Annotated in this window: 23 protein-coding genes; 2 read left to right on the forward strand and 21 right to left on the reverse strand. The window is 38.8% G+C overall.

Translation table 11 applies throughout. From position 1 onward, the window contains the following. Positions 1-107: 107 nt before the first annotated feature. From P7D84_RS03645 to rpsB, 8 genes are all read right to left on the reverse strand, one after another. Positions 108-4451, reverse strand: a complete 4344-nt coding sequence (locus P7D84_RS03645; RefSeq protein WP_311805054.1) for a PolC-type DNA polymerase III — start codon at positions 4449-4451, stop codon at positions 108-110. Positions 4452-4548: 97 nt separating this feature from the next. After that, a complete protein-coding gene (gene rseP, locus P7D84_RS03650; protein WP_311801145.1) occupies positions 4549-5817 on the reverse strand; it encodes an RIP metalloprotease RseP in 1269 nt (422 codons plus the stop codon). Between the two features lie 103 nt (positions 5818-5920). Next, positions 5921-6715, reverse strand: coding sequence for a phosphatidate cytidylyltransferase (locus P7D84_RS03655; RefSeq protein ID WP_311800097.1), 795 nt, complete (start codon positions 6713-6715; stop codon positions 5921-5923). Next, on the reverse strand, positions 6712-7512 hold the full coding sequence (gene uppS, locus P7D84_RS03660; protein ID WP_311800098.1) for an undecaprenyl pyrophosphate synthase: 801 nt from the start codon (positions 7510-7512) through the stop codon (positions 6712-6714). The genes P7D84_RS03655 and uppS overlap by 4 nt, the downstream gene beginning before the upstream one ends. A gap of 285 nt (positions 7513-7797) precedes the next feature. After that, entirely contained in the window at positions 7798-8355 is a 558-nt protein-coding gene (gene frr, locus P7D84_RS03665) for a ribosome recycling factor (protein ID WP_311800099.1), read from the reverse strand. Between the two features lies 1 nt (position 8356). Further along, positions 8357-9079, reverse strand: a complete 723-nt coding sequence (pyrH, locus tag P7D84_RS03670; protein ID WP_311800100.1) for a UMP kinase — start codon at positions 9077-9079, stop codon at positions 8357-8359. Positions 9080-9207: 128 nt separating this feature from the next. Continuing rightward, positions 9208-10092, reverse strand: coding sequence for a translation elongation factor Ts (gene tsf / locus P7D84_RS03675; RefSeq protein ID WP_311800101.1), 885 nt, complete (start codon positions 10090-10092; stop codon positions 9208-9210). A 78-nt stretch (positions 10093-10170) separates the two neighbouring features. Further along, positions 10171-10968, reverse strand: coding sequence for a 30S ribosomal protein S2 (rpsB, locus tag P7D84_RS03680; protein WP_311800102.1), 798 nt, complete (start codon positions 10966-10968; stop codon positions 10171-10173). Positions 10969-11342: 374 nt separating this feature from the next. Between rpsB and P7D84_RS03685 the strand changes: the two genes are divergently transcribed. Next, a complete protein-coding gene (locus P7D84_RS03685; RefSeq protein WP_311801147.1) occupies positions 11343-11846 on the forward strand; it encodes an arginine repressor in 504 nt (167 codons plus the stop codon). 60 nt (positions 11847-11906) lie between these two features. Here P7D84_RS03685 and P7D84_RS03690 read toward each other — a convergent pair whose 3' ends face one another. The 10 genes from P7D84_RS03690 to galE form a co-directional block, all read right to left on the reverse strand. Beyond that, positions 11907-12959: a BMP family lipoprotein gene (locus P7D84_RS03690; RefSeq protein ID WP_311805057.1), complete on the reverse strand. Its 1053-nt coding sequence runs from the start codon at positions 12957-12959 to the stop codon at positions 11907-11909. 108 nt (positions 12960-13067) lie between these two features. Continuing rightward, a complete protein-coding gene (gene argS, locus P7D84_RS03695) occupies positions 13068-14759 on the reverse strand; it encodes an arginine--tRNA ligase (protein ID WP_311805059.1) in 1692 nt (563 codons plus the stop codon). Between the two features lie 405 nt (positions 14760-15164). Then, a complete protein-coding gene (argF, locus tag P7D84_RS03700) occupies positions 15165-16178 on the reverse strand; it encodes an ornithine carbamoyltransferase (protein ID WP_311805061.1) in 1014 nt (337 codons plus the stop codon). Between the two features lie 174 nt (positions 16179-16352). Next, positions 16353-17375: a tRNA (adenosine(37)-N6)-threonylcarbamoyltransferase complex transferase subunit TsaD gene (gene tsaD, locus P7D84_RS03705; protein WP_311800107.1), complete on the reverse strand. Its 1023-nt coding sequence runs from the start codon at positions 17373-17375 to the stop codon at positions 16353-16355. Beyond that, entirely contained in the window at positions 17368-17796 is a 429-nt protein-coding gene (gene rimI / locus P7D84_RS03710; RefSeq protein ID WP_311800108.1) for a ribosomal protein S18-alanine N-acetyltransferase, read from the reverse strand. Before rimI (P7D84_RS03710) ends, tsaD begins: the two co-directional genes overlap by 8 nt. A gap of 1 nt (position 17797) precedes the next feature. Then, a complete protein-coding gene (rimI, locus tag P7D84_RS03715) occupies positions 17798-18346 on the reverse strand; it encodes a ribosomal protein S18-alanine N-acetyltransferase (RefSeq protein WP_311800110.1) in 549 nt (182 codons plus the stop codon). Continuing rightward, on the reverse strand, positions 18330-19037 hold the full coding sequence (gene tsaB, locus P7D84_RS03720; protein ID WP_311805062.1) for a tRNA (adenosine(37)-N6)-threonylcarbamoyltransferase complex dimerization subunit type 1 TsaB: 708 nt from the start codon (positions 19035-19037) through the stop codon (positions 18330-18332). Before tsaB ends, rimI (P7D84_RS03715) begins: the two co-directional genes overlap by 17 nt. A gap of 146 nt (positions 19038-19183) precedes the next feature. Then, positions 19184-20167 carry a LacI family DNA-binding transcriptional regulator gene (locus P7D84_RS03725; protein WP_311805064.1) on the reverse strand — a complete coding sequence of 328 codons (984 nt, stop codon included), beginning with the start codon at positions 20165-20167 and terminating at the stop codon, positions 19184-19186. A 12-nt stretch (positions 20168-20179) separates the two neighbouring features. After that, entirely contained in the window at positions 20180-21661 is a 1482-nt protein-coding gene (galT, locus tag P7D84_RS03730; protein ID WP_311805066.1) for a UDP-glucose--hexose-1-phosphate uridylyltransferase, read from the reverse strand. Positions 21662-21674: 13 nt separating this feature from the next. Next, positions 21675-22664 (reverse strand): UDP-glucose 4-epimerase GalE, encoded by a 990-nt coding sequence (gene galE, locus P7D84_RS03735; RefSeq protein ID WP_311805067.1) that lies wholly within the window; start codon positions 22662-22664, stop codon positions 21675-21677. A gap of 238 nt (positions 22665-22902) precedes the next feature. Between galE and P7D84_RS03740 the strand changes: the two genes are divergently transcribed. Then, positions 22903-23070: a DUF3042 family protein gene (locus tag P7D84_RS03740; protein WP_311800115.1), complete on the forward strand. Its 168-nt coding sequence runs from the start codon at positions 22903-22905 to the stop codon at positions 23068-23070. Positions 23071-23098: 28 nt separating this feature from the next. On the opposite strand, the gene P7D84_RS03745 is transcribed toward P7D84_RS03740, so the two are convergent. From P7D84_RS03745 to P7D84_RS03755, 3 genes are all read right to left on the reverse strand, one after another. Further along, positions 23099-24862, reverse strand: coding sequence for an FAD/NAD(P)-binding protein (locus P7D84_RS03745; protein WP_311805069.1), 1764 nt, complete (start codon positions 24860-24862; stop codon positions 23099-23101). A 105-nt stretch (positions 24863-24967) separates the two neighbouring features. Beyond that, on the reverse strand, positions 24968-25780 hold the full coding sequence (gene yidA, locus P7D84_RS03750; protein ID WP_311805071.1) for a sugar-phosphatase: 813 nt from the start codon (positions 25778-25780) through the stop codon (positions 24968-24970). A gap of 286 nt (positions 25781-26066) precedes the next feature. Then, the gene (locus tag P7D84_RS03755; RefSeq protein WP_311800118.1) at positions 26067-26468 is read right to left on the reverse strand and encodes a rhodanese-like domain-containing protein; all 402 of its coding nucleotides are present in this window, start codon (positions 26466-26468) and stop codon (positions 26067-26069) included. Between the last annotated feature and the right edge of the window lie 18 nt (positions 26469-26486).

Raw genomic sequence — 26486 nt, forward strand, 5'->3', positions numbered from 1 at the left:
CAGTCTATGATTACTTTGTTATATTAGCATAAATTCTTTGAAAATTCAACCTTCTCATTTTCATAATGAGAGTTTCTTTCATTTTAGGTTGGAATTTATCCTTTTCTTTACATATCAAAAAGTGAAAGTTGATTTTCATCTGGTAGATCTTTCAAAACACCATGGGTATCCATGTATTCAATCAAAGTCTTTGATACTTTCCCACGTGAGGCTAGATCTTCTTTTGATAAGAAAACACCATCCTTACGTGCTTCGACAATCTGTTTTGCTACGTTTAGTCCAAGCCCTGGCACTGCACGGAAAGGTGCAATCAATGTATCACCATCAATCACGAAATCTTGGGCATCTGACTTATACAGATCAATCATCCCAAAATGGAAATTCCGCTCCAGCATTTCGTTACATAATTCCAAAACAGTCAGCTGGTTCTTTTCTTTTGTCGATGCGTCCATTCCTTTATCCGTGATAGCCTTCATCGCCGCTTTCACTGCATCTTTGCCTTTTGCCATCGCAACTAAATCAAAATCATCGGCACGAACGGAAAAATAGGCACAGTAATAAAGAATAGGAAAATAGACTTTAAAATATGCTACTCGCAACGCCATCAGTACATAAGCTGCCGCATGGGCTTTGGGGAACATATACTTAATCTTAGAACATGAATCAATATACCAATCAGGAACATTGTTTTCTTTCATGGCAGATAAATACGTTTCACGTAATTCCTCATCAATTTTATTCCATTGCCCTTTACGAACGGTCTCCATGATTTTGAAGGCCATCCCACTATCAAGTCCCGCATGAATCAAATACACCATGATATCATCCCGACAACCGATAACTTCTGCTAGATTTGCTTCTCCGCGGCTAATCAATTCTTCCGCATTACCCAGCCAAACATCTGTCCCATGAGACAATCCAGAAATTTGCAATAATTCAGCAAAAGTAGTTGGGCTGGTTTCTTCTAACATCCCGCGAACAAAGCGAGTCCCAAACTCTGGAATACCTAAAGTCCCTGTTTTTGAATAGATTTGATCTGGTTCAACTCCTAAAACTTGTGGGCCAGAAAAAATCTTCATTACTTCGGGATCATCTGTCGGAATCGTTTTAGGATCAATTCCTGATAATTCTTGCAGCATCCGAATCACCGTTGGATCATCGTGACCCAAGATATCTAATTTCAATACATTATCGTGGATCGAATGGAAATCAAAGTGCGTTGTTTTCCATTCAGAGTTTCGATCATCCGCTGGGTACTGAATCGGAGTAAAATCATAAACATCCATATAATCAGGAATAACGATTATCCCACCTGGATGTTGTCCAGTCGTTCGTTTGACTCCCGTTGCCCCTTTGGCTAAACGATCAACCTCCGCATTACGGAAATGTAAATTGTGATCGCGTTCATAGCCTTTGACAAATCCATACGCAGTCTTATCGGCAACTGTACCAATCGTCCCAGCACGATAAACATATTCTTCACCAAACAATACTTTCGTATAGTTATGCGCCTCTGGCTGGTAATCACCAGAAAAGTTCAAATCGATATCAGGTACTTTATCTCCGTGGAATCCTAAAAATGTCTCAAAAGGAATGTCGTGTCCGTCTTTATTAAGCCGTGCACCACATTTTGGACAAGCTTTTTCCGGCATATCAAAACCTGAACCATAAGACCCGTCTTCAAAAAATTCAGAGTACTGGCACTCAGGACAATAATAATGCGGCGGTAGTGGATTAACTTCAGTGATCCCAGTCATCGTTGCGACAAAACTCGAGCCGACTGATCCACGTGAGCCTACTAAATAACCATCTGCATTACTTTTATGGACTAATTTCTGAGCAATCAGATAGATAACTGAAAACCCATTACCGATAATCGAAGTCAATTCTTTTTCTAAACGCTTTTCAATAATCTCTGGCAATGGATCGCCATACAATTCCCGAGCCCGATCATAACTTAATTTTTTGATTTCTTCTTCTGAACCAGGAATTTTCGGTGTGTACAACTCATCTTTGACTGGAATAATTTCTTCACAGCTATCAACGATTGTATTAGGACCAGCTACAACGATTTCTTTTGCCAATTCTGGCCCTAAGAAACTAAAAGCTTGCAGCATTTCATCGGTTGTTCGGAAATGAACATCGGGCAAACTGTGACGATTCAACGGATTCGCTCCACCCATCGAGCTGATGAGAATTTTTCGATAGATTGCATCTTCTTTATTTAAATAATGAACATCGCCTGTTGCTACGACAGTCTTATTTAATTCTTTGCCGATCTGAATCAAGTTTCGCAAAATATCTTCTAGGTCAGCTTCGCTTTTTACCAACTCTTGTTCGAGTAATGGCGCATAAACTGCTTTTGGCATCACTTCGATATAGTCATAGAAAACCGCACGTTTTTTTGCTTCTTCTACCCCTTTTTGCATCATTGCTTCAAAGATCTCGCCTTGTGAACAGGCAGAACCGATCAATAGATTTTCTCGCATCTTACTTAGCTGTGAACGCGGGATTCGCGGAACTCGTTCAAAGTATTCCACATTAGACATGGAGATCAATTTGAATAGATCCTTTAATCCATCTTGGTTTTTAGCCAAAATTGTAGCGTGAAAAGGACGGGCTCGTTTGTAAGAATCCCCTTCACCTACATGATCATTTAATTGATCATGATAAATCATCTCGTGTTTTTCCATTGCTTCTTTGACAAAGATCCAGGCTAAATGACCAGTTGCTTCCGCATCATAAACTGCTCGGTGATGTTGTTCCAAGCTGACACCAAACTTTTTAGTCAACACGCCTAACCCAAATCGTTTAAATTCTGGATATAAGAATCGGGCCAGCTCCAAGGTATCAATAACCGGATTAGGCGTTTCCGACATATCATGGCGAACGTAAGTTGTATTAATAAAGCCAATATCAAACGTCGCATTATGTGCGACTAAGATCGCTCCTTCACAGAATTTTTCAAACAATTCCATGACTTCTTTTTCTGGTTTTGATCCACGAACCATCTCGTCAGTGATTCCTGTCAAATTGATTGTGGTTTCTGACAATGGATGTCCTGGATCAATAAACTCTTCAAAAGTATCAATGACGTTTCCTTTGTGCATTTTGACAGCAGCTAATTCAATGATTGTATCGTAAACAGCAGATAGACCCGTCGTTTCCACGTCAAACACGACATAGGTAGCGTCTGTCAAAGATTCATGGGCATCGTTATAAGCAATTGGCACACCATCAGAAACGACATTGGCTTCAACTCCGTATAAAATTTTCACACCGGCTTTTTTGCCGGCTGCATGAGCTTCTGGAAATGATTGAGCTCCGCCATGATCGGTAATCGCAATGGCTTTATGTCCCCATTTCCCTGCTTGAGCAACCAATTCACCGGCACTGTTGATTGCATCCATCGTACTCATATTAGTGTGTAAATGTAATTCCGAACGTTTTTCAGTAGCAGTATCTTGTCGTTGCGGATGTTTTACTTCTTGGATATCTTGAGCATTCATAACTAGATCACGCATAAACGTATCTTCTTGTACGCTTCCTCGGACACGGATCCAACTATTGTTTGCAATAGCATCAAAAATAGCTTCATCTTTTTCACCATTGGAGAATTTTTTCACTACAAATGATGAAGTATAGTCAGTCATTTTTAAGATCAGAATCTTTCGTTTTGAACGTAATTCTCGAACTTCTTTATCGAAAATAAAACCTTCAATAGTAATCCGGCGTTCTTCTTCAATGATATTTCCCATTGGTGTGATTGCTTCATCAGCTGGGATATTTCGTCCCATTTGGATTGGTCCATCAAAATGAGCAGTATTTTCTTTCTTTTCTTTTTTCTTTGATTCATATTGAGCCAAGCTAGCGGCGGCTTGTTCTTGCATCACCTGTGCCTGTTCTTGTTTACGAGCCTCAAATTCTTGTAGTTTTTTATCTGCTTGTTCTTTGTCTACTTCTGGGTCGATCCGCAAATGAGGAAAACCATATGAGACTAGATTTTCTTCGATCTTTGGTAAATACTGCTGTTTCAAAAAGGGGATGACTGTCTCATTGTCAATCAATAAAACAATCCGCTTATCTTGAATCAGCGGCAACGGCTGGCTTAAAACTTGTTTAACTAAGGGAGTATCACATTCTTGCTCACCTAATGCCAGTTGCCAATAATTTTGTAAGAGAGCTTCTTCAAACTGTCTGTCATCTGGTACGATATGTAATTTTACCTTTGCGATCGATTGAAAGGCTAGTTGCAACTTTTGATGAAAGGTATAAAACAATTTAGCTGGTAAAATTTGCGGGGTTTGAATAAAAAATTCCCACATCCGAGATTTTTCGTGAACAACTACTTCGCGGATCTCTGCTGCTTGGATCGCTGGATGTTGTTGCTCGGTCTCGGCTAGTTCAATTTGTCGTAATAAATTTTCGAACAACTCACGATTTTTAGACAAAATGACATCTCCTTCACTTTTTCAAGTATGTTCCAGTATACCTGTTTTTATTTATGATTGCATTAGAAAAAGGATCGAAAAAATTCGATCCTTTCATTTAAAAGAAGAAACGTTGAATATCGTTCCATGTGACTAAAATCATTAGAAGCATGATAAAACCAAAACCAATCATAGTAATCAAGCCTTCTTTAGCTGGATCGAGAGGTTTTCCCCGCAAGCCTTCGATAAGGTTCAATAAAATTTTCCCTCCATCAAATGCTGGGATGGGCAACAAGTTGACAATCCCTAAGTTGACTGATAACACTGCCATCAAGTAGATGACTGTCTTAAGACCTGCTCGTGAAGCTTCAGCAGACATTTGATACATCATTACCGGTCCTCCAAGTTTATCTAAACTAAAGCCGCTAAACAATGAACCTAACGCACTGAAAATATTTTGAGTCATTTCCCATGACTGAGTCAAGCCACCAACGATTTTATCTAAAAAGCTCGTTTTAAGATAAGGTGTCACACCAATTTGACCGACTTTTTGACCATTGCTCTCCACGCTCTTAGGCGTCATTTGAACTGTTTTTTGTTTCCCGTCTTGCTCGATGACGACTGTCAATTTCTTTCCGGGCTTTTTCGTGACAGTAGTTGTTAGGTCATCCCATGAAGAAATTTTTTCTCCTTCGACCGCAACGATTGCGTCATGATCTTTTAAGCCAGCAACAGCTGCCGGACTGCCTGCTTGTACGGTGCCGATCTGATTCGTATTATAATCTGCTACCCCACCTTGCAAAAATGCCAACGCAATAAAAAGAATAATCGTCAAAAGAAAATTATTCATCGGTCCTGCAAAATTAGTCAAGATTCGTGCACCTAATTTTGCAGATTGAAATTGGACATCGCGTGGTGCGATGCGGACTTCTGTTCCACTTTCTTCGATGACCGTCGCATCATGCTGGACTTTATAAGTCGTCTCTTGACTCTCATCACCATTTACATAGCCCTTAATCGTAAGCGCATCGACCAAGTCTGCTGAAATCAATTCCATTGGAATACTATTAGGCAATTGGACTTTCTTGCTGACGTTGATACGTCGTACTTCGTTTTGATCGGTCAGCTCCACTGAAAGCGGCATTCCAGGACTTAATTCCGTCTCTTCATCTTCTAAACCAGCCATTCGGACATAACCGCCAATTGGCAGCAAACGCAATGTATAAGTTGTTCCGTCTTTTCCCATATGAGCAATCAATTTTGGGCCCATTCCAATTGAAAATTCACGAACCAATATCCCTGAGCGTTTCGCAAAGAAAAAGTGGCCAAACTCATGAACAATCACCAGGACACCAAAAACGATTAAAAACGTAATAATCGTACGCATAATTTTCCTACCTTCATTTATTTCTTAGAGTTAGTTTATCATAGACTCAAAAAAATACAGCTCTTTTCAAAGAAAATTTAAAAAAAAAGAGCGTTTCCGCTCTTTAGAAAACACCTAATAAATGCATCATAGGAAAAACAAACAACATGCTATCGAAACGATCCAAAATACCACCATGTCCCGGTAAAATAGTGCCGGAATCTTTCACACCATAATGACGTTTGATTGCAGATTCTACTAGATCACCAAACTGACCAACTACTGAGAAAATGATTGTAAAAATAATCATCGTCACTAAATTGTGTTGAAATACTTGTGGTTGGACCAAGACAAAGATCACTGCAACAACGATTGCACTAACGATTCCGCCTAGTGCTCCTTCAATGGTCTTGTTAGGTGAGATATCTGGCCAAAGTTTATGCTTGCCGATTTGACGACCTACCATGTACGCACCGATATCCGTTGCCCAAACAACGAAGAAAGCAAACAATAAAATAGCTAACCCTTCTGCACGTGCCGTTACTAAATTTTGAAATCCTACGCCTACATACAAACTAGCCACAACGGGAAAACCAGCTTCATCGATTGTATAGGTATTTTTTGATACTACTGAAAAACCTAAAATCATCATTACTGTCAAATAAAATAGTAAGAAATTACTATTTTCCCCACTTAAAAAAGGCAGCCAACGTTCTGCTGGTAAAACAAGAAAAACTGCACCTATTATGGAAAGTACCCCTTCAAAACTGAGGATTGTTAGTCCCCTCATACGAAATAATTCATACACACCAACTCCTGCTAACACCGCTGCTGCAAGTTCTACAGCAATCCCGCCTACATATAGAATTGGAATAAAAATCGCTAACGCGACGACTGCGGTGATTACTCGCTGTCTCATTTTTTCTCCTCCTTGTTCAAGCCTCCAAAACGCCGATTTCTTTGTTGGAAAGAAGCGATGGCAGCTTTTAAGTGATCTTCATCAAAATCTGGCCACAAAGCTTTAGTAAAATACAATTCGCTATAAGCTAACTGCCACAGCAAAAAATTACTGATCCGTTCTTCGCCACTTGTGCGAACGACTAATTCCGGGTCTCGTAATTCTTGTGGCAAAAAGCCCGTCATTAAATGATCCCCTACAATGGTATCATCAATTGTTTCTACAGCGAGTTTTTCATCTTTAACTTCTTGTGCTATCTGTTTGATTGCGGTAACGATTTCTGCCCGACTGCCGTAGTTTAGTGCAAAATTCAAAACAAGGCCATCATTTTGTGCAGTTTGTTCAATCGCTCGTTTCACTGCATCTTGTGTATGGGCAGGTAAATATTCTTCGTAACCCATCACATGAACTCGAACATTTTCTTTGATCAACTCTGGTACGAAGGTATCAAAAAAATCTACTGGTAGCTGCATCAAAAATTTTACTTCTTCTTCCGGCCGTTTCCAATTTTCCGTTGAAAAAGCATACAACGTCAGTACTTTGACTCCTAAACGATTCGCATGTTTGGTAATTTTTTTGACAGTCTCCATTCCTTCTTTATGACCGGCAATTCTAGGAAGACGACGATTTTGCGCCCAACGCCCATTGCCATCCATAATAATTGCAATATGTTTTGGAATTGCTCCTTCAGGATCGAAATTGAAACTGGATTCTTCTGGTGTATATTTTTCTTTCTGTGGAAAAAAACGTAAGACCATATTTTCCCTCCTACTTTTAACTAATACCTCTCTTAATCCATTTCCTAAATTTTTCAGAAAATAAGCAAGTATTTAGATTCATCAGCCATTATAGCAATAATCTAAATGCTTGCCTATGACTATCTATGGGTATTTAGACTTTTTCAAACTTTCAATATACTCATGTTTTTGTTTCAACTAAGTGTTGGCCATATTTTTGGATAGATATAAGATTTGTACCAAGCTAAACTTATCCAATAACTAACAAAAAAACTGGTATACAATGAATGCACACCAGTTTTTAACTTAAACTTCTAATAATTCTTTTTCTTTTTCTGTAACAATTTGATCGATTGCTTTGATGTTTTCATCTGTTAATGTTTGAATATCTTTTTCAACGTTGCGTAGATCATCTTCAGTCAAGTCGCCGTTTTTTTGTTGTTTTTTGTAGTCATCCATCGCATCGCGGCGAATGTTACGAACAGCAATCTTTGCGCCTTCAGATTCTTTTTTCACTTCTTTAGCCAATTCTTTCCGGCGTTCTTCTGTCAATTGAGGAATCACTAAACGAATCACATTTCCATCATTGGCAGGATTCAAGCCGATATCGCTAGCTAAAATCGCTTTTTCAACATCTTTGATCATATTTTTGTCAAATGGTGTAACCATCAATACGCGTGCTTCAGGAATCGTGATTGATGCCATTTGATTAACGGGTGTTGGAACACCGTAATAATCAACTGTGATGCGATCAAGCAAACTTGCATTTGCGCGCCCAGCACGAATTTGTCCTAATTGACGTTGCAAGGCCTCTTGTGCTTTTTTCATTTTGTCTTTTGCTTCATTCATTACTGCATCTGCCATGTTATTTCCCCCTTACAGTCGTCCCGATGTTTTCACCGAGTACAACTCGTTTAATATTTCCTGGTTCATTTAAATTAAAGACAACAAGTGGAATATCATTGTCCATACTCAATGAACTTGCAGTCGAATCCATGACTTGCAACCCTTTGGAGATCACATCTAAATGGGTCAATTCTTCATATTTCACTGCATTTTCATCAAGTTTTGGATCAGCCGAATAAACGCCATCGACATTATTTTTTGCCATTAAGATTACATCTGCATTGACCTCTGCTGCTCTTAATGCCGCAGTTGTATCCGTTGAAAAATAAGGATTCCCTGTTCCACCGGCAAAGATTACGATACGCCCTTTTTCAAGATGACGTTCTGCTTTGCGGCGAATGTATGGTTCTGCGATTTGTCGCATCTCTATAGATGTTTGGACCCGTGTTGGGACATCGATATTTTCTAAGGCATCTTGTAACGCTAAAGCATTCATCACAGTTGCTAACATCCCCATATAGTCTGCTTGTGCACGTTCCATCCCCATTTGTGCACCGATTTGTCCACGCCAAATGTTGCCGCCGCCAACGATGATTGCCATTTCGATTCCTAGATCATGAACCTCTTTGATTTCTTCAACGATCTCTTGGATCACTGGTGGATTGATGCCGAATTTCTCATCACCTGCTAAGGCTTCTCCACTAAGTTTCAATACTACACGTTTATACTTTGGTTCATTCATCACAATACCTCCACTGTCACTCTACTGATATTTTAGCATATTCTGTCTTTGAAGCCAGCCAAATTTGGATTTGCTTAAAAAAAGGGAGCGCACATCTCCCGTGCGTTCCCACCTGTTGGAAAACAGAATTATTTTTTGATTTGGCTCATAACTTCTTCTACAAAGTTATCTTCGCGTTTTTCGATACCTTCGCCGACTTCGAAACGAACGAAGCTTTCAACTGTCGCACCTTTAGAAGATACATATTTTTCAACAGTCATATCAGGATCTTTAACGAATGGTTGATCAACCAAAGCGATTTCTGCTTTAAATTTGTTCAAACGGCCAATAACCATTTTTTCAACGATATTAGCTGGTTTGCCTTCATTTAATGCTTGTTCAGTTAGAACTGTTTTTTCATGTTCTAATTCTGAGTCTGGAATTTGGCTTTCATCTACATAGCGAGGATTAATTGCCGCAACGTGCATCGCAACGTCTTTTGCAACTGTTTCATCAGTTGTACCGTTCAATAATGCTAAAACAGCGATACGTCCGCCCATGTGTAGGTAGCCGCCAAATGCTGCATTGTCTTCTTTTTCAACAACTTTGAAACGACGGAAGTTGATTTTTTCACCGATAACTTGAGTAGCTTCAATCAATGCAGCATCTAAAGTTTCACCTTTAGCATTTGTTAATTTCATCGCTGCATCCATGTCAGCTGGTTTATGTTCAGCAACTAATTCTGCGATTTCTTTAACTAAGTTTTGGAACATTTCATTTTTAGAAACGAAGTCTGTTTCAGAGTTTACTTCTACGATTGCAGCAGTATTTCCATGGATTGCAACTGAAGCTAAACCTTCAGCGGCGATACGGTCATTTTTCTTAGCTGCTTTAGCCATACCTTTTTCGCGTAAAAGATCTACAGCTTTTTCAATGTCGCCTTCTACTTCTACTAATGCGCGTTTTGCATCCATCATCCCTACGCCAGTCATGTCGCGTAGTTCTTTTACCATTTTAGCTGTTACGTCTGCCATTTTAAGGGCCTCCTTAATTTTTCTAAAAAAGCTGCTTCAAAGGAATATATTTACTTTGAAGCAGCATAAGCTACTAGATTATTCAGCTGATTCAGTAGAAGCATTGTCGCCTTCCACTACATCAACGATTTCTTCGATTGAAGTTGCTTGTCCGCCATCTTCAGCTACGAAGTCTTCTTCAGCTACTTGATCTTCCCCTTGATTACCTTCGATGAAAGCATCAGCCATTTTAGCAGTGATTAATTTCACCGCACGAATCGCATCATCATTTGAAGGGATTACTACGTCGATTTCATCTGGATCGCAGTTTGTATCAACCATAGCTACGATTGGAATGTTTAATTTTTGAGCTTCTTGAACAGCAATACGTTCTTTACGAGGATCAACGATATACATAACATCTGGGATGCGAGGCATATCAGCGATACCGCCTAAGAATTTTTCTAAACGTTCACGTTCTTTGTTCAAACCAACAACTTCTTTTTTAGGCAATACTTCGAAAGTACCGTCTTGTTCCATTGCATTGATTTGTTTCAAACGAGCGATACGTTTTTGGATTGTATCCCAGTTTGTTAAAGTTCCGCCTAACCAACGGTGGTTTACATAGTATTGACCAGCGCGGATTGCTTCTTCTTTGATTGCTTCTTGAGCTTGTTTTTTAGTACCTACGAACAATGCAACGCCGCCGTCTTCAGCAACATCTTTCATGTAATCGTAAGCAACGTCTACTAACTTGACTGTTTTTTGTAAGTCAATGATGTAGATTCCGTTTCTTTCTGTGAAGATATATTTCTTCATTTTTGGGTTCCAGCGACGAGTTTGGTGACCAAAGTGTACGCCGGCTTCTAGTAATTGTTTCATAGACAATACTGACATTTGTGTTTCCTCCAATTGGTTTTTTGTTTTCCTCTTCTGCTCTCGTTTTTGTAAAGAACTGACGATGCAGCACCACTTTACAAATCAAGTCAGAATGTGGATTTTTGCGTTGTAGTCGCCTACACACAATTAGTAATTATACAAGAATATTTTTAATAAATCAATCTTTTTTTCTCTGTTAGATTGGAGATTAATATTTATGAAGGAATACTGCCCAAAAATACTTTTTCTGCTATACTGAGTGCATAATTATTATTCAGCTTGCTAGATGAATAAAGCGACTAGTTGTGTTTTCAAAGGACAAAAGATTGAGCTGATCAAGAGAAACTTATCGACTAGAAAAACTGCATTCTATAAGAAATAAGGAGATTTTTATGCGAAAAAAAGACCGCCATGAATTAATCAAACAAATTATTTCGGAAAATCCGATTCGTAATCAAAATGAATTAATGGATTATCTGCAACGATATCATGTCTCAGCGACTCAAGCGACGATTTCAAGAGACATTCGCGACCTGAAAATCGTAAAAACAATTGATGAATCTGGGAAACCGCGCTTTGAATTATTCCAAGACCATCAAACTCCGACGGAAGATGACGATATTAAGCGATTGATCCGTATGACAAGTGACGTCATTGTCAAAGTTGCTACAGTTCAATTTATGACAATCGTCAATACTTTGCCGGACAACGCACATTTATTGGCTTCTGTCTTAGATGATCTTTCCAGTGAATTGATCGTTGCTACTATGGCCAGTTTCGATACGATTATTATCATCTCTAAAACACCTGAAGATGCCCAAAAGGTTGCTGATTTTTTGCAAAACCCCACGCAAGAATCTATCTTTACTACTATCAAGACGGCAGGAAATGACTAACACCTGCAAAAAGACAAACAAGGTATCGATCTCGGAAAATGAGATTGACACCTTGTTTTTTTATTTTTCTGGAACGATTAATTCCTCTTTGATAATTTTATTTTTGGCAACTGCGACTGCTTGGCGGGCACTTTCAGATAATTGTCCGTCAGTTAGATCAACTCCGGCTTCTTTCAATCCAAAATGCAGGCTTTTTCCCCCAGAAAACTTATTATCAGAAATTGATTCAGCAATTTCAGTAACTGCTGCTCCCACATTTTTCTTCGTTGAAGTTAAAGTAAAGTTACCCATTTTACCATCAGCTAATTGATAATTGCCTTCATCGCTTTGATCACGATCAACTCCAATCACCCAAACTTTTTGATCGGGGGCATTTTCATTACGAGCTTTAGCTTCTTGAAAAACACCGGCTCCCGTACTACCAGCTGCTTGATATAAAATATCTGCACCCGCTTCATACATTGCGGCTGCAATCACTTTTCCTTTATCTGGAGCATCATAGGATGCAGCATATTGCACACTTACTTTGATTTCTTTTTTCAATTCTTTCGCGCCAGCTTCGACTCCGGCTTCAAATCCTTTTTGAAAACGTTGGATCACCGGCCCTTCCATCCCGCCAATAAATCCAACCTCGTTGGTCTTTGTCGTATAAGCCGCTGCAAGACCAGCTAAATAAGCACTTTCTTGGTCTTTAAATGTTGCGGAAACGACATTCTTTATTCCCTTGACTTCTCCATCGACCAAGGCGAATTTTAGCTCAGGATGTTGCTTGGCTGCTTCTTCCAGCGCATCTGCTTGCAAGTAACTCAAACTAATAATCGTCGTAAATCTATTTTCGACTGCCTGATTAATATTTGTGCTGTTTTCTTGCGGATCATTTGTTTCAATGTAAGTAAAATCTTTTTTTGCTTGTAATTTTTTAGCAGCGCCCCATTTTTCAAGTCCTTCCCAACCAGCTTGATTAAAAGAACGATCATCAACGCCGCCAAATCCCAATATTAACGCTATTTTTTGCTTTGTTTCTGCATCTTGCTGTTCTGCTTGTCCTTGACCGCAACTTGTTAAAACTAGTAATAATCCTGCACAAAATAAACTGAACCAAATTTTTTTCATGAGTTCCCTCCGATGTGTCTTGACACGTTTTCTTAAAATATACCATACTTGCAGGCTAATTGGAGAAAAAAAAGAAAGTCGTGATTGACACGACTTTCTTTTAACAACTTACATTTTATTTGGTGCATGAACACCTAATAGACGCAGATCTTCTTTTAAGATGACTGTCACGGCATGGACTAAGGCGAGACGTGCCTCTTTTTGATCATCATCGACTAAAACTTTGGTATGAGCATAATATTTATTGAAGGCTTGTGCTAAACGGATCGAATGCTTGGCAATCACAGATGGTTCATATTGATCGGCTGCTTGCATGACTACTTCTGGATAACTTTGAAGCAGTTTGATGATCTCCCAACTATCCGCATCATTTACTGCATATACCGCTTCAGGATCAATCACAAAATCAGCTTTTTCTAAAATAGTCATTGCACGAGCATGGGTGTATTGAACATACGGCCCTGTTTCTCCTTCAAAACGGACAACTTCTTCCAAATTAAAGTCAAAGTTATTCAATCGATCATTTTTTAAGTCGTGGAAGACAACCGCTCCGACACCAACTTGATGAGCAACTTCTTCTTTGTTTGGCAGCTCAGGATTTTTCTCTTGGATTTGGGCTAAAGCGGAATCATTGGCTTCATTCAACACTTCTTCTAATAAAACAATCTTTCCTTTACGTGTTGATAACTTTTTGCCATCTTTAGTGATTAAACCAAATGGAACATGAACCATTTCATCGGACCAATCAAAAGATAGTTCTTTCAAAACAGCTTTCAACTGTTTGAAATGTCCGCTTTGTTCGTTACCGACAACATACAATGATTTCACAAAATTGTATTCACGCTTACGATAAAGTGCTGCCGCCAAATCACGCGTGATGTATAATGTCGCCCCATCTGATTTTTTAATCAAGGCTGGATTTAATCCATATTGCTCAAGATCAACGATTTCTGCGCCTTCATTTGTTTGAAGTAAATGTTTTTCCTCCAACATTGTAACAACTTCATCCATCTTGTCATTGTAGAACGCTTCTCCATTATATGAATCAAACTCAACTTCCAACATACCATAGATTTTGTTGAATTCTTTTAACGATTCACTGCGGAACCATTTCCATAATGCTAACGCTTCTTCATCGTTTTCTTCTAGTTTTTTGAACCATGCGCGGGCCTCATCATTTAATTCAGGTTCTTCTTCTGCTTTTTCATGAAATTCTACATATAGCCGTAAAAGTTCATTGATGGGCTCTGCTTTGACTTTTTCTTCTGACCCCCATTTTTTGTAAGCTACAATCAGTTTGCCAAATTGAGTTCCCCAGTCGCCTAGATGATTGATTTTAATTGGATTATAGCCTATCTTGCTTAAAATCAAGCTGATGGAGTTTCCAATTACCGTAGAACGCAAGTGTCCCATCGAGATTGGTTTGGCGATATTGGGTGAAGACATGTCAATCGTGACGTTTCCTTCATTGCCGATATTGCTATCGCCGAAATGACTGCCTTCTTTTGCAATTTGTTTTAAGACCATGCTAGAAATAACTTCTTTTTTCATAAAGAAATTTAAGTATGGACCAACAACTTCAATTTTTTCAAATGCTTCTGGATTGATTTTTTCTGCTAATTCAGCCGCGATTTGTTGCGGAGCTTTTCGAAACACTTTAGCTAAAGAAAATGCTGGAAAAGCTACATCCCCATGATCGACTGACTTTGGATTTTCTAATAAGCGTGCCACTTCTGACAATGTGAGATTCTCTTTAACTACTTCAAAAACAGCCTGTGCAACGATTTCTTTATTATTCATTCTAGTTCCTCCTAATTCCTGCTCATGAAAAATTTTCTCTAAGGTACATTTGAGTTCACTCAGCAGCTAATCATTATTAAATCAACTTTTCTACTCATTTAAGCCTATCGATTGATTGTGTCTATTATATAAGAATTCGAAAAAAAAAGCCCCTGATGTATACATACATCAGAGACGAGAATTCCCGCGGTACCACTCTTATTGTCGAAAACGACCAACTTAGACTATAACGGTAGCTGCCGGTTCATCTCAAAAGTGCGCCCTCTATTTTTGTTTATCCGGCTCCCATCTACCCGAACTCGCTGTAAAACAGACCATAGACTTCTCTTTTTCATCAATGAAATAAATATCTGGGATTATACTAACAGAAATTTCTTCATCTGACTAGTCAAGAAAAGTTTTTTATTATGGATGGGGAATGAATAAATTACCCAATGTGGCTGCCATCACTGCTTTGATTGTGTGCATTCGATTTTCTGCCTGCTGAAACTGCAGCGCATTTGGACTGCGAAAAACTTCATCAGTGACTTCCATTTCAGCAAGACCATAAGTTGCTTTTATTTCTTCGGCAACTTGTGTTTCAAGGTCATGGAAAGCTGGCAAACAATGCAAAAAGATTGTCGTCTCTTTATGAGTCTTGGCCATCAATGTTGAATTGACTTGGTATGGCAACAAAAGATCAATCCGTTCTTTATAAGCTGCTTCTTCTCCCATAGATACCCAGACATCGGTATAAATAATATCTGCTTGTTCCACCCCTTGATCGATGTCCTCTGTGATTAAAATTTTTGACTTTGCGGCATCCGCATATTTTTTTGCCATCGTCAGTAATTCTCGTTCCGGATAAAGTTCTTTAGGCGTTACGATGGAAATATTCACCCCTAAAATCGCACTGGTAATCAAAAGTGAATTTGCCACATTGTTGCGGCCATCTCCTACATAAGCTAAAGTCAGCCCTTCCAATTTCCCAAAATGTTCCTTGATTGTTAAAAAATCTGCCAGCATCTGAGTCGGATGCCATTGATCGGTTAATCCATTCCAGACTGGCACTCCTGAATGAGTTGCCAAAGCTTCTACAATCTCTTGGGAAAATCCGCGATACTCAATTCCATCAAACATACTCCCTAAAACTTTTGCCGTGTCTTCCACCGATTCTTTTTTTCCTAATTGAATATCATTTTTGCCTAAATATTCAGGATGTGCTCCGAGATCGAGGGCCGCTGTCGTAAAAGCCGCCCGCGTTCGCGTCGAAGTTTTTTCAAACAACAATGCGATATTTTTTCCCGCTAAATAATTATGCGGGATATTTTGTTGTTTCAATTTTTTTAAGTGTGCTGAAAAATCAATTAGATAAAGAAGCTCTTCTTTAGTGAAATCAATTTCTTTTAGAAAACTTTTCCCTTGAAAAATATTCGTCATTCCGCTACCTCCGTTTTGAATATTAATTCTATTTATCATAATTTTATTTATTTTTATTCATAATAACGAAATAAATCAGAAGTAGCAACCTTTTTAAAAATTATTTTAAAAAAACTCCCCCGAAAGTTTCCGAGGAAGCAGTTGAATTATCTTACAATCTGATTTTTAAGCATCTTAGTTATGTTGAAAAGCTAAACTTGGATCAGCATTTAAACTCATTTTCGCAAAATGATGCTTTTGTAATTCTACATGGGCCGCCGCTCCAATCATCGCAGCATTGTCTCCGCATAAGCGTACGGGGGGGACAATCAATCGTACATTTGGGATCTCTTGTTCGATGGCGTTAGTCATTTGTTCTCTTAATCCACGATTTGCAGCGACTCCCCCTGCTACGATCAATTGTTTGACCGGATACGTTTTACAGGCTCGGATCGTCTTAGTAACCAATACCTCAATCACACTGGCTTGAAAACTTGCCGCTAGATTGTTTGGATCTAAAATTTCTCCACGTTGTTCTGCATTATGGGTCAAATTGATAAACGCGCTTTTTAATCCACTGAAACTAAAATCGAAATTATCTTCTTTGATCATCGCACGAGGAAAATTATAGGTATCTGTTCCTTGATGTGCTAATGTATCGATCTCTTTTCCGCTTGGATAACTTAAGCCTAAGACACGACCCACTTTATCGTAGGCTTCACCTGCGGCATCATCACGCGTTTCTCCAATAATCTCAAATGAACCATCTTTTTCCATGTAAACTAATTCAGTATGTCCACCACTAACTAGTAAAGCCATCAAAGGAAATTCTAATGGTTCAACTAAACGTGCGGCATAGATGTGTCCGGCCATATGATTGATCGGTAACAACGGCAAATCATTTGCCCAAGCAAAAGCTTTTGCAGCACTTAGACCAATCAATAATGCCCCAACAAGTCCTGGACCATAGGTTACCGCCACAGCACGAAGGTCTTTAGCTGTTACATTTGCTTCTGTCAGTGCTTCTTCGATACAGATTGTAATCTGTTCAACGTGGTGGCGACTCGCTACTTCTGGCACGACACCGCCAAAACGTTTATGACTTTTGATCTGCGACGCCACAATATTAGATAAGATTGTTTCGCCATTTTCAATAACTGCGACACTTGTTTCATCACAGCTACTTTCAATCGCCAAAATAAGTTCTGTTTCATTCATTTGCTTTTCCTACTTTCAAAGACATCAGTACCGCATCTTCTTGCGGATGTTGATAATAATTTTTCCGTCGACCGATTTCTAAAAAACCGAACTTTTTATAAAAAAGACGCGCCTCTTGATTCGAAGCACGTACTTCTAAAAAAATACTCGCTATTTGTTGTGCTTTTGCATATTCAAGCAAACGGTTCATCAACTGTTGGCCAAATCCTTGCCCTTTTATTTGGGTCGCAATATTTGTGATCTCGATTTCATCACACACTTGATGGAATCCTAAAAAAGCCGCCTTGCCAGCTGTTTCTTCAATAAAATAATGACTATGGGCTAGCTGCATATCGCTAGCAAACTGTTCAACACTCCAAGGCGCATCGTAAGTATATGCAGCTTGACTGATTGCCCAGATTTTTTCTGCTAATTCGTCCAACTTATCTCACTTCCAAATGTTTGATCATGTCTAACGCATCTTCATTGTTCTCAGTATAATAATTTTTCCGAATATTGCGAGCAGAAAAACCCAAGCGTCGATACAACCGTTGGGCATCTGTATTGCTGATTCGCACTTCTAAAGAGAGTGTTTCACAATCGTTCATTATAGCGAAATTTTCTACTTCGTCAATTAACAGCTTACCGATTCCACGATTTTGAAAAGCCGTTCCTACTGCGATATTAGTGATGTGTGTATCATTGCCAATTAAACGGCTACCAATAAATCCCGCAATTTGTGCCTGCTTACTTACAATACAAATATATAAATGGGGAATAGGTGAATGGATTTCTGCAAGAAAAGCACTTTTTGTCCAGGGCGTCTCACCAAAGTATACATCTCGTTCTAACGCGATCAACTCTTTGATGTCTTGATCGACAATTTTTCTCAATAAATATGCTTCCTCATGTAATTCGATAGATTTTTCATCGAAGGGATACTGCTTTCCATATAAAATTGTTTTGACTAATCCACTAAATTTTTTCAACATAGTTATCGTCCTCAGAGTGATGTGTCTCCAGCCATTTTTCTTCTGCCTCTACTCGTTTTAAATACTCTGGGACGACGCCATGAATATTCTCGATTGGTTTTGCCTGCCTTCCAAATTTTCCTAGAATCATCCCGCTGGGTAAATTGATTTCGTCTAATTCAGAAACTTCTGCTTCCGGTAAGGCTGATTGGATTTGTTCTTTAAATTTATTTATTTCACCAACGAAAATCGCTGGTTGTTCAATCTGGTCCAATAACTCGGATAATGCGACGTGCTGATCTGCTAAAACATTTACCAGCTGTTGTTCTTTCCAACGATACGCACCTGCATATACATTATTTCTTCGCGCGTCCATCACCGGAACAATCAATTTATCTGTTTGAACATTTCCAGCAATCACCGCTAAACTAGAGACCATTGTCAATTCAATCCCTAGGGTGTGGGCCAATGTCTTAGCAGTTGTCACTGCTATACGAATCCCAGTATAAGAACCAGGCCCTTTGGCTACAACGATTCGATCCAGATCAGTTGGTTTTAGCCCGCTTGCTTGCATCACCGCTTCGATTGTCGGCATCAAGGTTAAGCTGTGATTTAATTTTCGATTTAATTGAAAGTGAGCTAGTACATGTTCGTCTTCTAAAACTGCCACGGCTAGTGTCTGATTGGATGTATCCATCGCTAATAATTTCATAAAAGTTCATTTCCTCGCATTTAAGATAGCCATATTTTAACACAAACCATATTTGCTTTCCTACTAACTAATCAAAGATTTCTTTTTTCCTAAGCAACTAACTGTTCCAAGTAGCCATGAAAAAAAGAGCAGCGATTGCTGCTCTTTTATTGCGTCGAATCTCGTTCAATCAACTTAGTCCCCAGCATGATCTTCCGCGGGGCAGGAGAAAATTCTTTCGCCAAATCTACTATCGTCGAAACAGCTAATTCACCCATCCATTCCGTTTCCACTTTGATCGTCGATAATGCCGGCGACACATATTTTGCCACACTGACATCATTGAACCCGATTACTGAAATATCAGCCGGAATCTGTAATCCTGCCTCTTGGATTGCTTGCATCGCACCTACTGCTAACGCATCGCTTGAAGCAAATAATGCATCCGGCAGTTCCGATTGATCCGCTAAAAAATGAGCCATTGTTTTTTTTCCAGCTTCCATTGAAAAAGCAGCCGTTAAAGTAAATTCTGGTCGATAAAGATTCAGTTGTTCCATTTTTTGTTTAAAGACTGCTAACCGCGGATCCTCGATTGGTTGCAGATTATGTTTAGTCTTTTCTTTTCCTGAGAGAATCCCGATTTTTTTGTGACCATGTTGAATAAAATGATCAATCACTAGATCCATACTTTGATCGAAATCGACTACTAGTGAATCAATTCCCATCTTCATGCCATCAAAATCAACCAATAATAAATTTTCCTCGTATTGTCTTAATTGGCGAATTTGTTTTGCATCAAATTTTCCTAAAGCGATCGTCCCACTGACTTGACTATCTGATAATTCAGCCAAAGTTTCTCGTTGGATATCAATGTGCAATTCTTCTGCTTTTTTCTCAATTCCTAAACGAATCGATAAATAGTATAAATCAGCTAATTCTTCTGCTTCATCGTACCATTGAACAAGTCGGATTACTGCTTTCCCACTTTTATTCACTCGCTTATGTTTGGTGTAATTCAATTTTTCTGCCATTTCGAAGATACGTTGCTTTGTTTCTTGAGCAACAGACAGTTCTTGATCATAATTCAGTACACGCGAAACTGTTGCGGGCGAAACGCCAGCCAGCTTTGCAATATCTCGAATAGTTGCCATCGCTGCCCCTTTCTACAAAGTGTGAATAAATCGCATAAAGCCTGCTTGTCCTTGTTCATTACGTTTGAAAACTCCTGCATCCTCCAACACACGAGCAAAAACTGTTCCAACTGCTTTTTGTACGACTTGCGTCACATTTTCGTCTGTAATCTGCTGATCTTGTTTTAATTGTTCTGCCCACTTCACATGATAGTCCGCAATTGTGTTCTCATTGCCTAATAAGTATTGTTCTACTTCGTTTAATTCTGAGGCTAATCGAGGCGGTAAGATAGCTAGTCCCATCACTTCAATCAAACCAATATTTTCTTTTTTGATATGTTGAACATCCGGATGCGGATGAAAAATCCCATCTGGAAATTCAGCTGAAACATTATTATCACGCAAGACTAGGTCTAATTCAAATAGGCCATCTTTTCGCCGAGCAATCGGTGTGATTGTATGATGTGCAGTTCCGTCTGGTGTTTGAGCAATAATTTGTAAAGCTTCATCTGAATACGTCTGCCATTTTTTTAAGATATGATCTGCTGCAGCAACCAACTCATTTTGCTTCTTCCCTTGTAGACGGATCACTGACATGGGCCACTTCACGATGCCTGCAGTGATATCAGGAAATCCTTGCAACGTAAAAGAATGTTCTATCTCAGCTACAGCCATCGGAAATGTGTGGCGTCCGCCCTGATAATGATCATGTGAAAGAATCGAACCTCCAACGATTGGTAAATCAGCATTGGAGCCAACAAAATAATGCGGAAGCACTTCTGTAATCTTCAATAAACGTTGAAAGGTTGCCTTAGTTATTTTCATTGGACGATGTTCTTCCGATAAAATAATACAGTGTTCATTGTAATATGCATACGGGGAGTATTGAAAACCCCAACTTTCTCCATCAAGATTCATGCGAATGATTCGATGATTGCTCCGTGCCGGATAATTCATCCGTCCTTTATATCCTTCATTTTCCATACACAATAAACACTTCGGATAATCGACTTGGACTGCTTCACGTTCTGCCGCAATCTGCTTTGGATCTTTTTCTGGTTTTGAAAGATTGATTGTGATTTCTAACTGACCGTACGCTGTTTCAACCGGAAAGAAAACATTGCGAGCAATCTCGCGTGTTTTGATATAATCATTGTCTTTACACAGTTGGAAAAAATAATCCGTTGCTTGGATTGGATCTTTTGAATAATATTGGGCAAAATACGCATTTACTACCGATGGTGGCGGCGTTAGTAGATCCATCAATTGAGCTTCTAATAGCTCTTTTTCTGCTAGAATATCTGTAATCACTTGATTTTTTTGTGCCTGTTGCAAAAGTTGTTCCACCAGTTCAACTGCCGATTCAGTTACCGCACGAACTTCATTTTTTGCTAATCTTTCTTCTCCAATCATTGCGAGCACTCGATTTTCTAGATATAAGCGATCCATTTCCATCCATCCGCCTGATTGGATAGCTAGTGTAATGAAATCTCTGACTGTTTGACTAATCGACACGTCGATTTCCTCCTTATTCTTCATAACCATGTGGATGACTTACATGCCAATTCCACGCTGTTTCAATGATTGCTTCGATATCAGTATATTCTGGTTCCCAGCCTAAAGTTGCTTTTACTTTTTCACTTGACGCAACTAAATGGCTTGGATCACCTGCACGACGCGGACCGATTTTAGCTGGAATTGCTTTACCAGTTACTTTGCGAGCCGCATCCAACATTTCTTTCACTGAGTAGCCATTATTTGAACCAAGATTAAAAAAGTCGCTCGGATTGCCTGCTTTTAAATAGTCTAAAGCAAGAATATGAGCAGCAGCTAAATCTTCTACTTGAACATAATCACGGACACAAGTTCCATCCAACGTGTCATAATCATCTCCGAAAATTGTCAGCTGATCTCTTTGACCTAATGCTACTTGTAAAATAATCGGTACTAAATGGGTCTCCGGATCGTGATCTTCACCAATGCTTGCATCTGCTTTTGCTCCGGCTACATTGAAATAGCGCAACGCGACATAACGCATATCATAGGCGTTATCACACCATTTCATCATTTTTTCCATCATTAATTTGCTTTCACCATATGGATTTGTGGGATTTGTAGCTACTTCTTCTGTGATTGGAGAAATTCCTGGTTCTCCATAAGTTGCTGCAGTCGAAGAAAAAACGATATGTTTTACATCAAATTCTTCCATGACTTCTAATAAATTTTCCATACCAACAACATTATTATTGAAGTATTTTAATGGCTTTTCAACAGACTCTCCAATTAATGAGCTAGCAGCAAAATGAACGACTCCCTCAATCGATTCTTTTTCAAAAACATCCATCAGAAAAGTTTTATCGCGACAATCGCCTTCATAAAATTTAGCCTTGGAGTGGATTGCACCGCGATGGCCAGTTAATAGATTATCAACTACGACCACTTCATAATTTTGAGAAATTAATTTATCGACTGTGTGAGAACCAATATATCCAGCACCGCCTAGAACTAAAATTGCCATTTGATTTTCTCCCGTCACATTTATTTAGTAAACAAATTATAATTTGTTTACTAAATAAATGCAAGTAGTTTTCCCATTCATTAAACTTTTCATTTTTGGATTTTTGCTTCATAATGAGAGTATCAGGTAGGTAATGCATTTATTTTTGCAAATCTCACCGTTATAAAATGACTTTAGAGTAAATGTATTTTTCATTAGAAAATACATTTTTTACACTTGAGAAAGGAGTGATGAAACGATGCGTAAATTTGCTTCAGGATTCGTTACTGGTACTTTGACTGCAGCAGCAGTCGTTGCCGGCGTAGTAATGGGTGTGAAAAAGAAAGTAATCGATCCAATCGAAGAAAGAGATTCCAAAATCGATGAAAATCGTAAAAAAGCCCGCAGAAAACGAATCGCTCGTTAAAAAAAGAAAGCCATCTGGCTTTCTTTTTTTAACGATAAATTGTTTGAACCATTTGATTTGCTAAATAAAAGATTCGATCTTTACTTTTAGGTCGCGGTGAAGTAGCATTCAGCCAATCAAGTCCTTCCAATGGGAGACCGTAACAATATATATGCGGCAAAATCTGTCCATCTTGAGCAATCAGTTGATGTGTCTTACGATTCACTCGGATGGCCCCAGTCAGCTGTTTTTTCCCCTCAATAATCAAGTAATGCGGAACAATATAACCTTTTTCACGCATCCGAATCAATAAAGGATTTTTCGTGTGTTCCAAACCGGTTGCAGACAAACGAGCCTCAATCAAATTTTTACTGAAAAAAGAACGGCTTGGATTTTTTTTGCTATAAGCTAAAAACTGTCCGTCTATTCTTTCTACCATCATTTCAGGAGCTAAAAATTTGACTACGCCAGCTTCGATCAATGCTAGTAATTGTTTTTGCCGAATGATTGGTGCACCGACAGTCAAAAAATTATAGTTGCGTTTGAATGTGCCAAAGAAATCTTCCAAATATTCTTTAGGCGTAAATTTTTCTTGATCCAACATAGCATGCAACGGGGCTTGTATTTCTTTATACGTATCGGTTGCGCTTGCTATTGCTCCAGTTTTATTCCCTAATGCTGCTGCTTCGATATCTTTTTTTAAGTACCTTTGGACAAATTCAGGAAAGTCTTGTGGAGCAACTTTTTTTGCTGGATCAAAAAGTACTGACCAGTCCAAACGATCCTCTACAGGAATCTGGTATTTATCCAAAATAATCTCACGCTCACCTATACGGTAATCTGCTAAAAATTGCGGCATATTTATTTTTGTATCTGCCAATTTTTTTTGATAATAAACCAATTCAGCTTCTTTTCTCAATAGATCAAATAATTCTTGGGCACTGCCGTTAAACTGATTCATAAATTCATTAGTCAAAATTTGCGGCTGAGCATCTTCGCTAGGCCTTTTTTGATTTTTAGGTCGTGTATGATACGGCAATCCTCTGCCCGATCCCACGATCAAGGTCTGTTCATTACCTGACGGAAGGTAGTTCAGATGATTATTTTCTTCACTGAATCGACCACCCCATTTATCAACAAACAATGCCAAATAATCAAAAAAACTCAACCCCACTCCTCGAATAATCACAGTATCCGTAGCGAGTATTTTTTCAAGCGGCGTATCAGATGGATTCCCCGGTCCCTGGTAAAAAAGTTCATGTTTTTTAGCGTAATCTTCGTTATTTTTTCCTTCTATAAAATAGTTAGGCGAATGTCCTGTTGCTAAAATTACATCCGTAACTTGATGAATATCTGACGCTTGGATCAAGATACATTCTTTTGTCACAGTCAGATCGATGACTGCTTCTTTGATTAAAGAGACTGTGATATTTGTCGGTAACTGCTCAGTTAATTGTTTAAAAAACCAACATTGATAAACACCATAATACCGACGCTGACAGTAATCATTTTTCCCTAATTTCGTCTCTGATAAAAACGAGTCCCCCTCAGCGAAAGTAGATAAAAATTTCACGGCTTCTGTCTGACTCCACTCGGCTAAGCTTGGTCCTTCCTCTTCTGAAAATAAGGTGACATGTTGCATAACCGTGTTCATAATTACTTGATCACTTTGTTCTTTACGCCAAACCTCTCCTCCAGGACCAGCAGGATCAAATACGAGTAGCTCAATTTTTTCACAAGGAGCCTGTTTAATCAACCGATCTAATGCGATCAATCCATAAGGACCTGCTCCAACAATTGCAATTTTTTTCATATACATTCTCCGTTTTTGATACATCCTTATCTTAAGAGTAGAGAATAATCACAGAATAAGCAATCAAAAAAAGCTTCTGATGAAGATTCAGCAAAAGCTTAGAAATTAATTTAATACCCAGCGTTCAAAGGCTTCTTTTACACCGTCTTCTAAATTCGTTGCTACTGTATGAGTGGCAGCTGATTTGATCATTTCACTAGCATTTCCCATCGCTACACCAGTACCAGCAAATTCAATCATTGATAGATCATTTTCCGCATCTCCGATTGCCATCACTTCGGATTGTTGGATACCTAGATGCTCACTCAGTTCTTTTAATGCCAGCCCTTTGCTGGCATTTGGATTCAAAACTTCCAAGAAATAAGGTGAACTGCGAACAAGTGTATATTTTTCGAAATATTCTGCAGGGATCTTTTTGAAGGCAGCACTTAAAATTTCTGGTTCATCAATCATCATCATCTTAACAGCTGTGATGTTCTCTGCGATTTCTTCAGGTGTTCGATAATGCAAAGGCATATTTACCAAATAAGATTCCACCACTGTGTAAGGGCTGATGTCACGATTGGCTGTATACATCGCTTTTTTATCTGCAACGTGCAAATGGACATCTAACAATCTTGCTAAATGATCGATCTCAAGATAATTCTCCCGCGTCATACTATGTTCTGCTACAATATCCCAAGTTTTCGTATTTAAAACTAATGCGCCGTTATAAGTAATGATGTAATCATCTGCATTCGTCAAACCCAACACCTCTAATTGTGCCTTGGTTCCTGATAACGGACGTCCTGTGGAAAGAACCACATAAACTCCTGCCGCACGAGCAGCTTTAATACTTTCAACGACAGGTAAATTAATCTCATGATGATCGTTCAACAATGTCCCATCTAAATCGATGGCCACTAATTTTATACTCATAACTAATTAGCTCCTATTTCTTATCAATTATTGTACTTTACAAAAGTTTTCAACTTTCATAATAAAGGTTATTTAATAGCTCGTCAAATCTCACAAAACAGATTCTTTTTTAATTACTGGCTTACTCACCAAAAATCCCAATAATTTATTAGTTCTTTGCTGACGTTATTGTAACCAATCCCTAGTTACACACCCATTTTCAAAAATATTCAACCAGACTCGACTATCCTGCCTGATTGAGCACTAGTAAAAAAAAAACGGCTAGACAATTAGCTAGCCGTAAAAATTAATCAATCTTCTTTTGTTTTACTTTTCCTGTCCATTCTTGGATACCGCCTTTAAGAATATACAGATCTTTGTAACCTTTTTTACGTAGCATATTGGCTGCACGAGCGCTAAGTGCCTTGTTGTGATCATAAATATAGATTGGTTGATCTTTGCGTAAAGAACCGATAGATTCTTTCAACATACTAAACGGGAAACTACGCGCTCCTAAAATATGTTTTGCATTGAATTCATCACGTTCGCGAACATCGATGATTTGCGCCTTACGCATCCCTGCTTGAAATTCTTCTTGTGTAATGACCTTTGCCGAGCGTTTCATCATGATCCGCATGACCAGTTCATACAACCCAAACAGAACAATGACCGAAATTAGTACAATATTAATTTTCCACCAAATTGACATGACTTGATTCCTCTCTTA

Source organism: Enterococcus dongliensis, from assembly GCF_031927985.1.
Lineage (GTDB): Bacteria > Bacillota > Bacilli > Lactobacillales > Enterococcaceae > Enterococcus_A > Enterococcus_A dongliensis.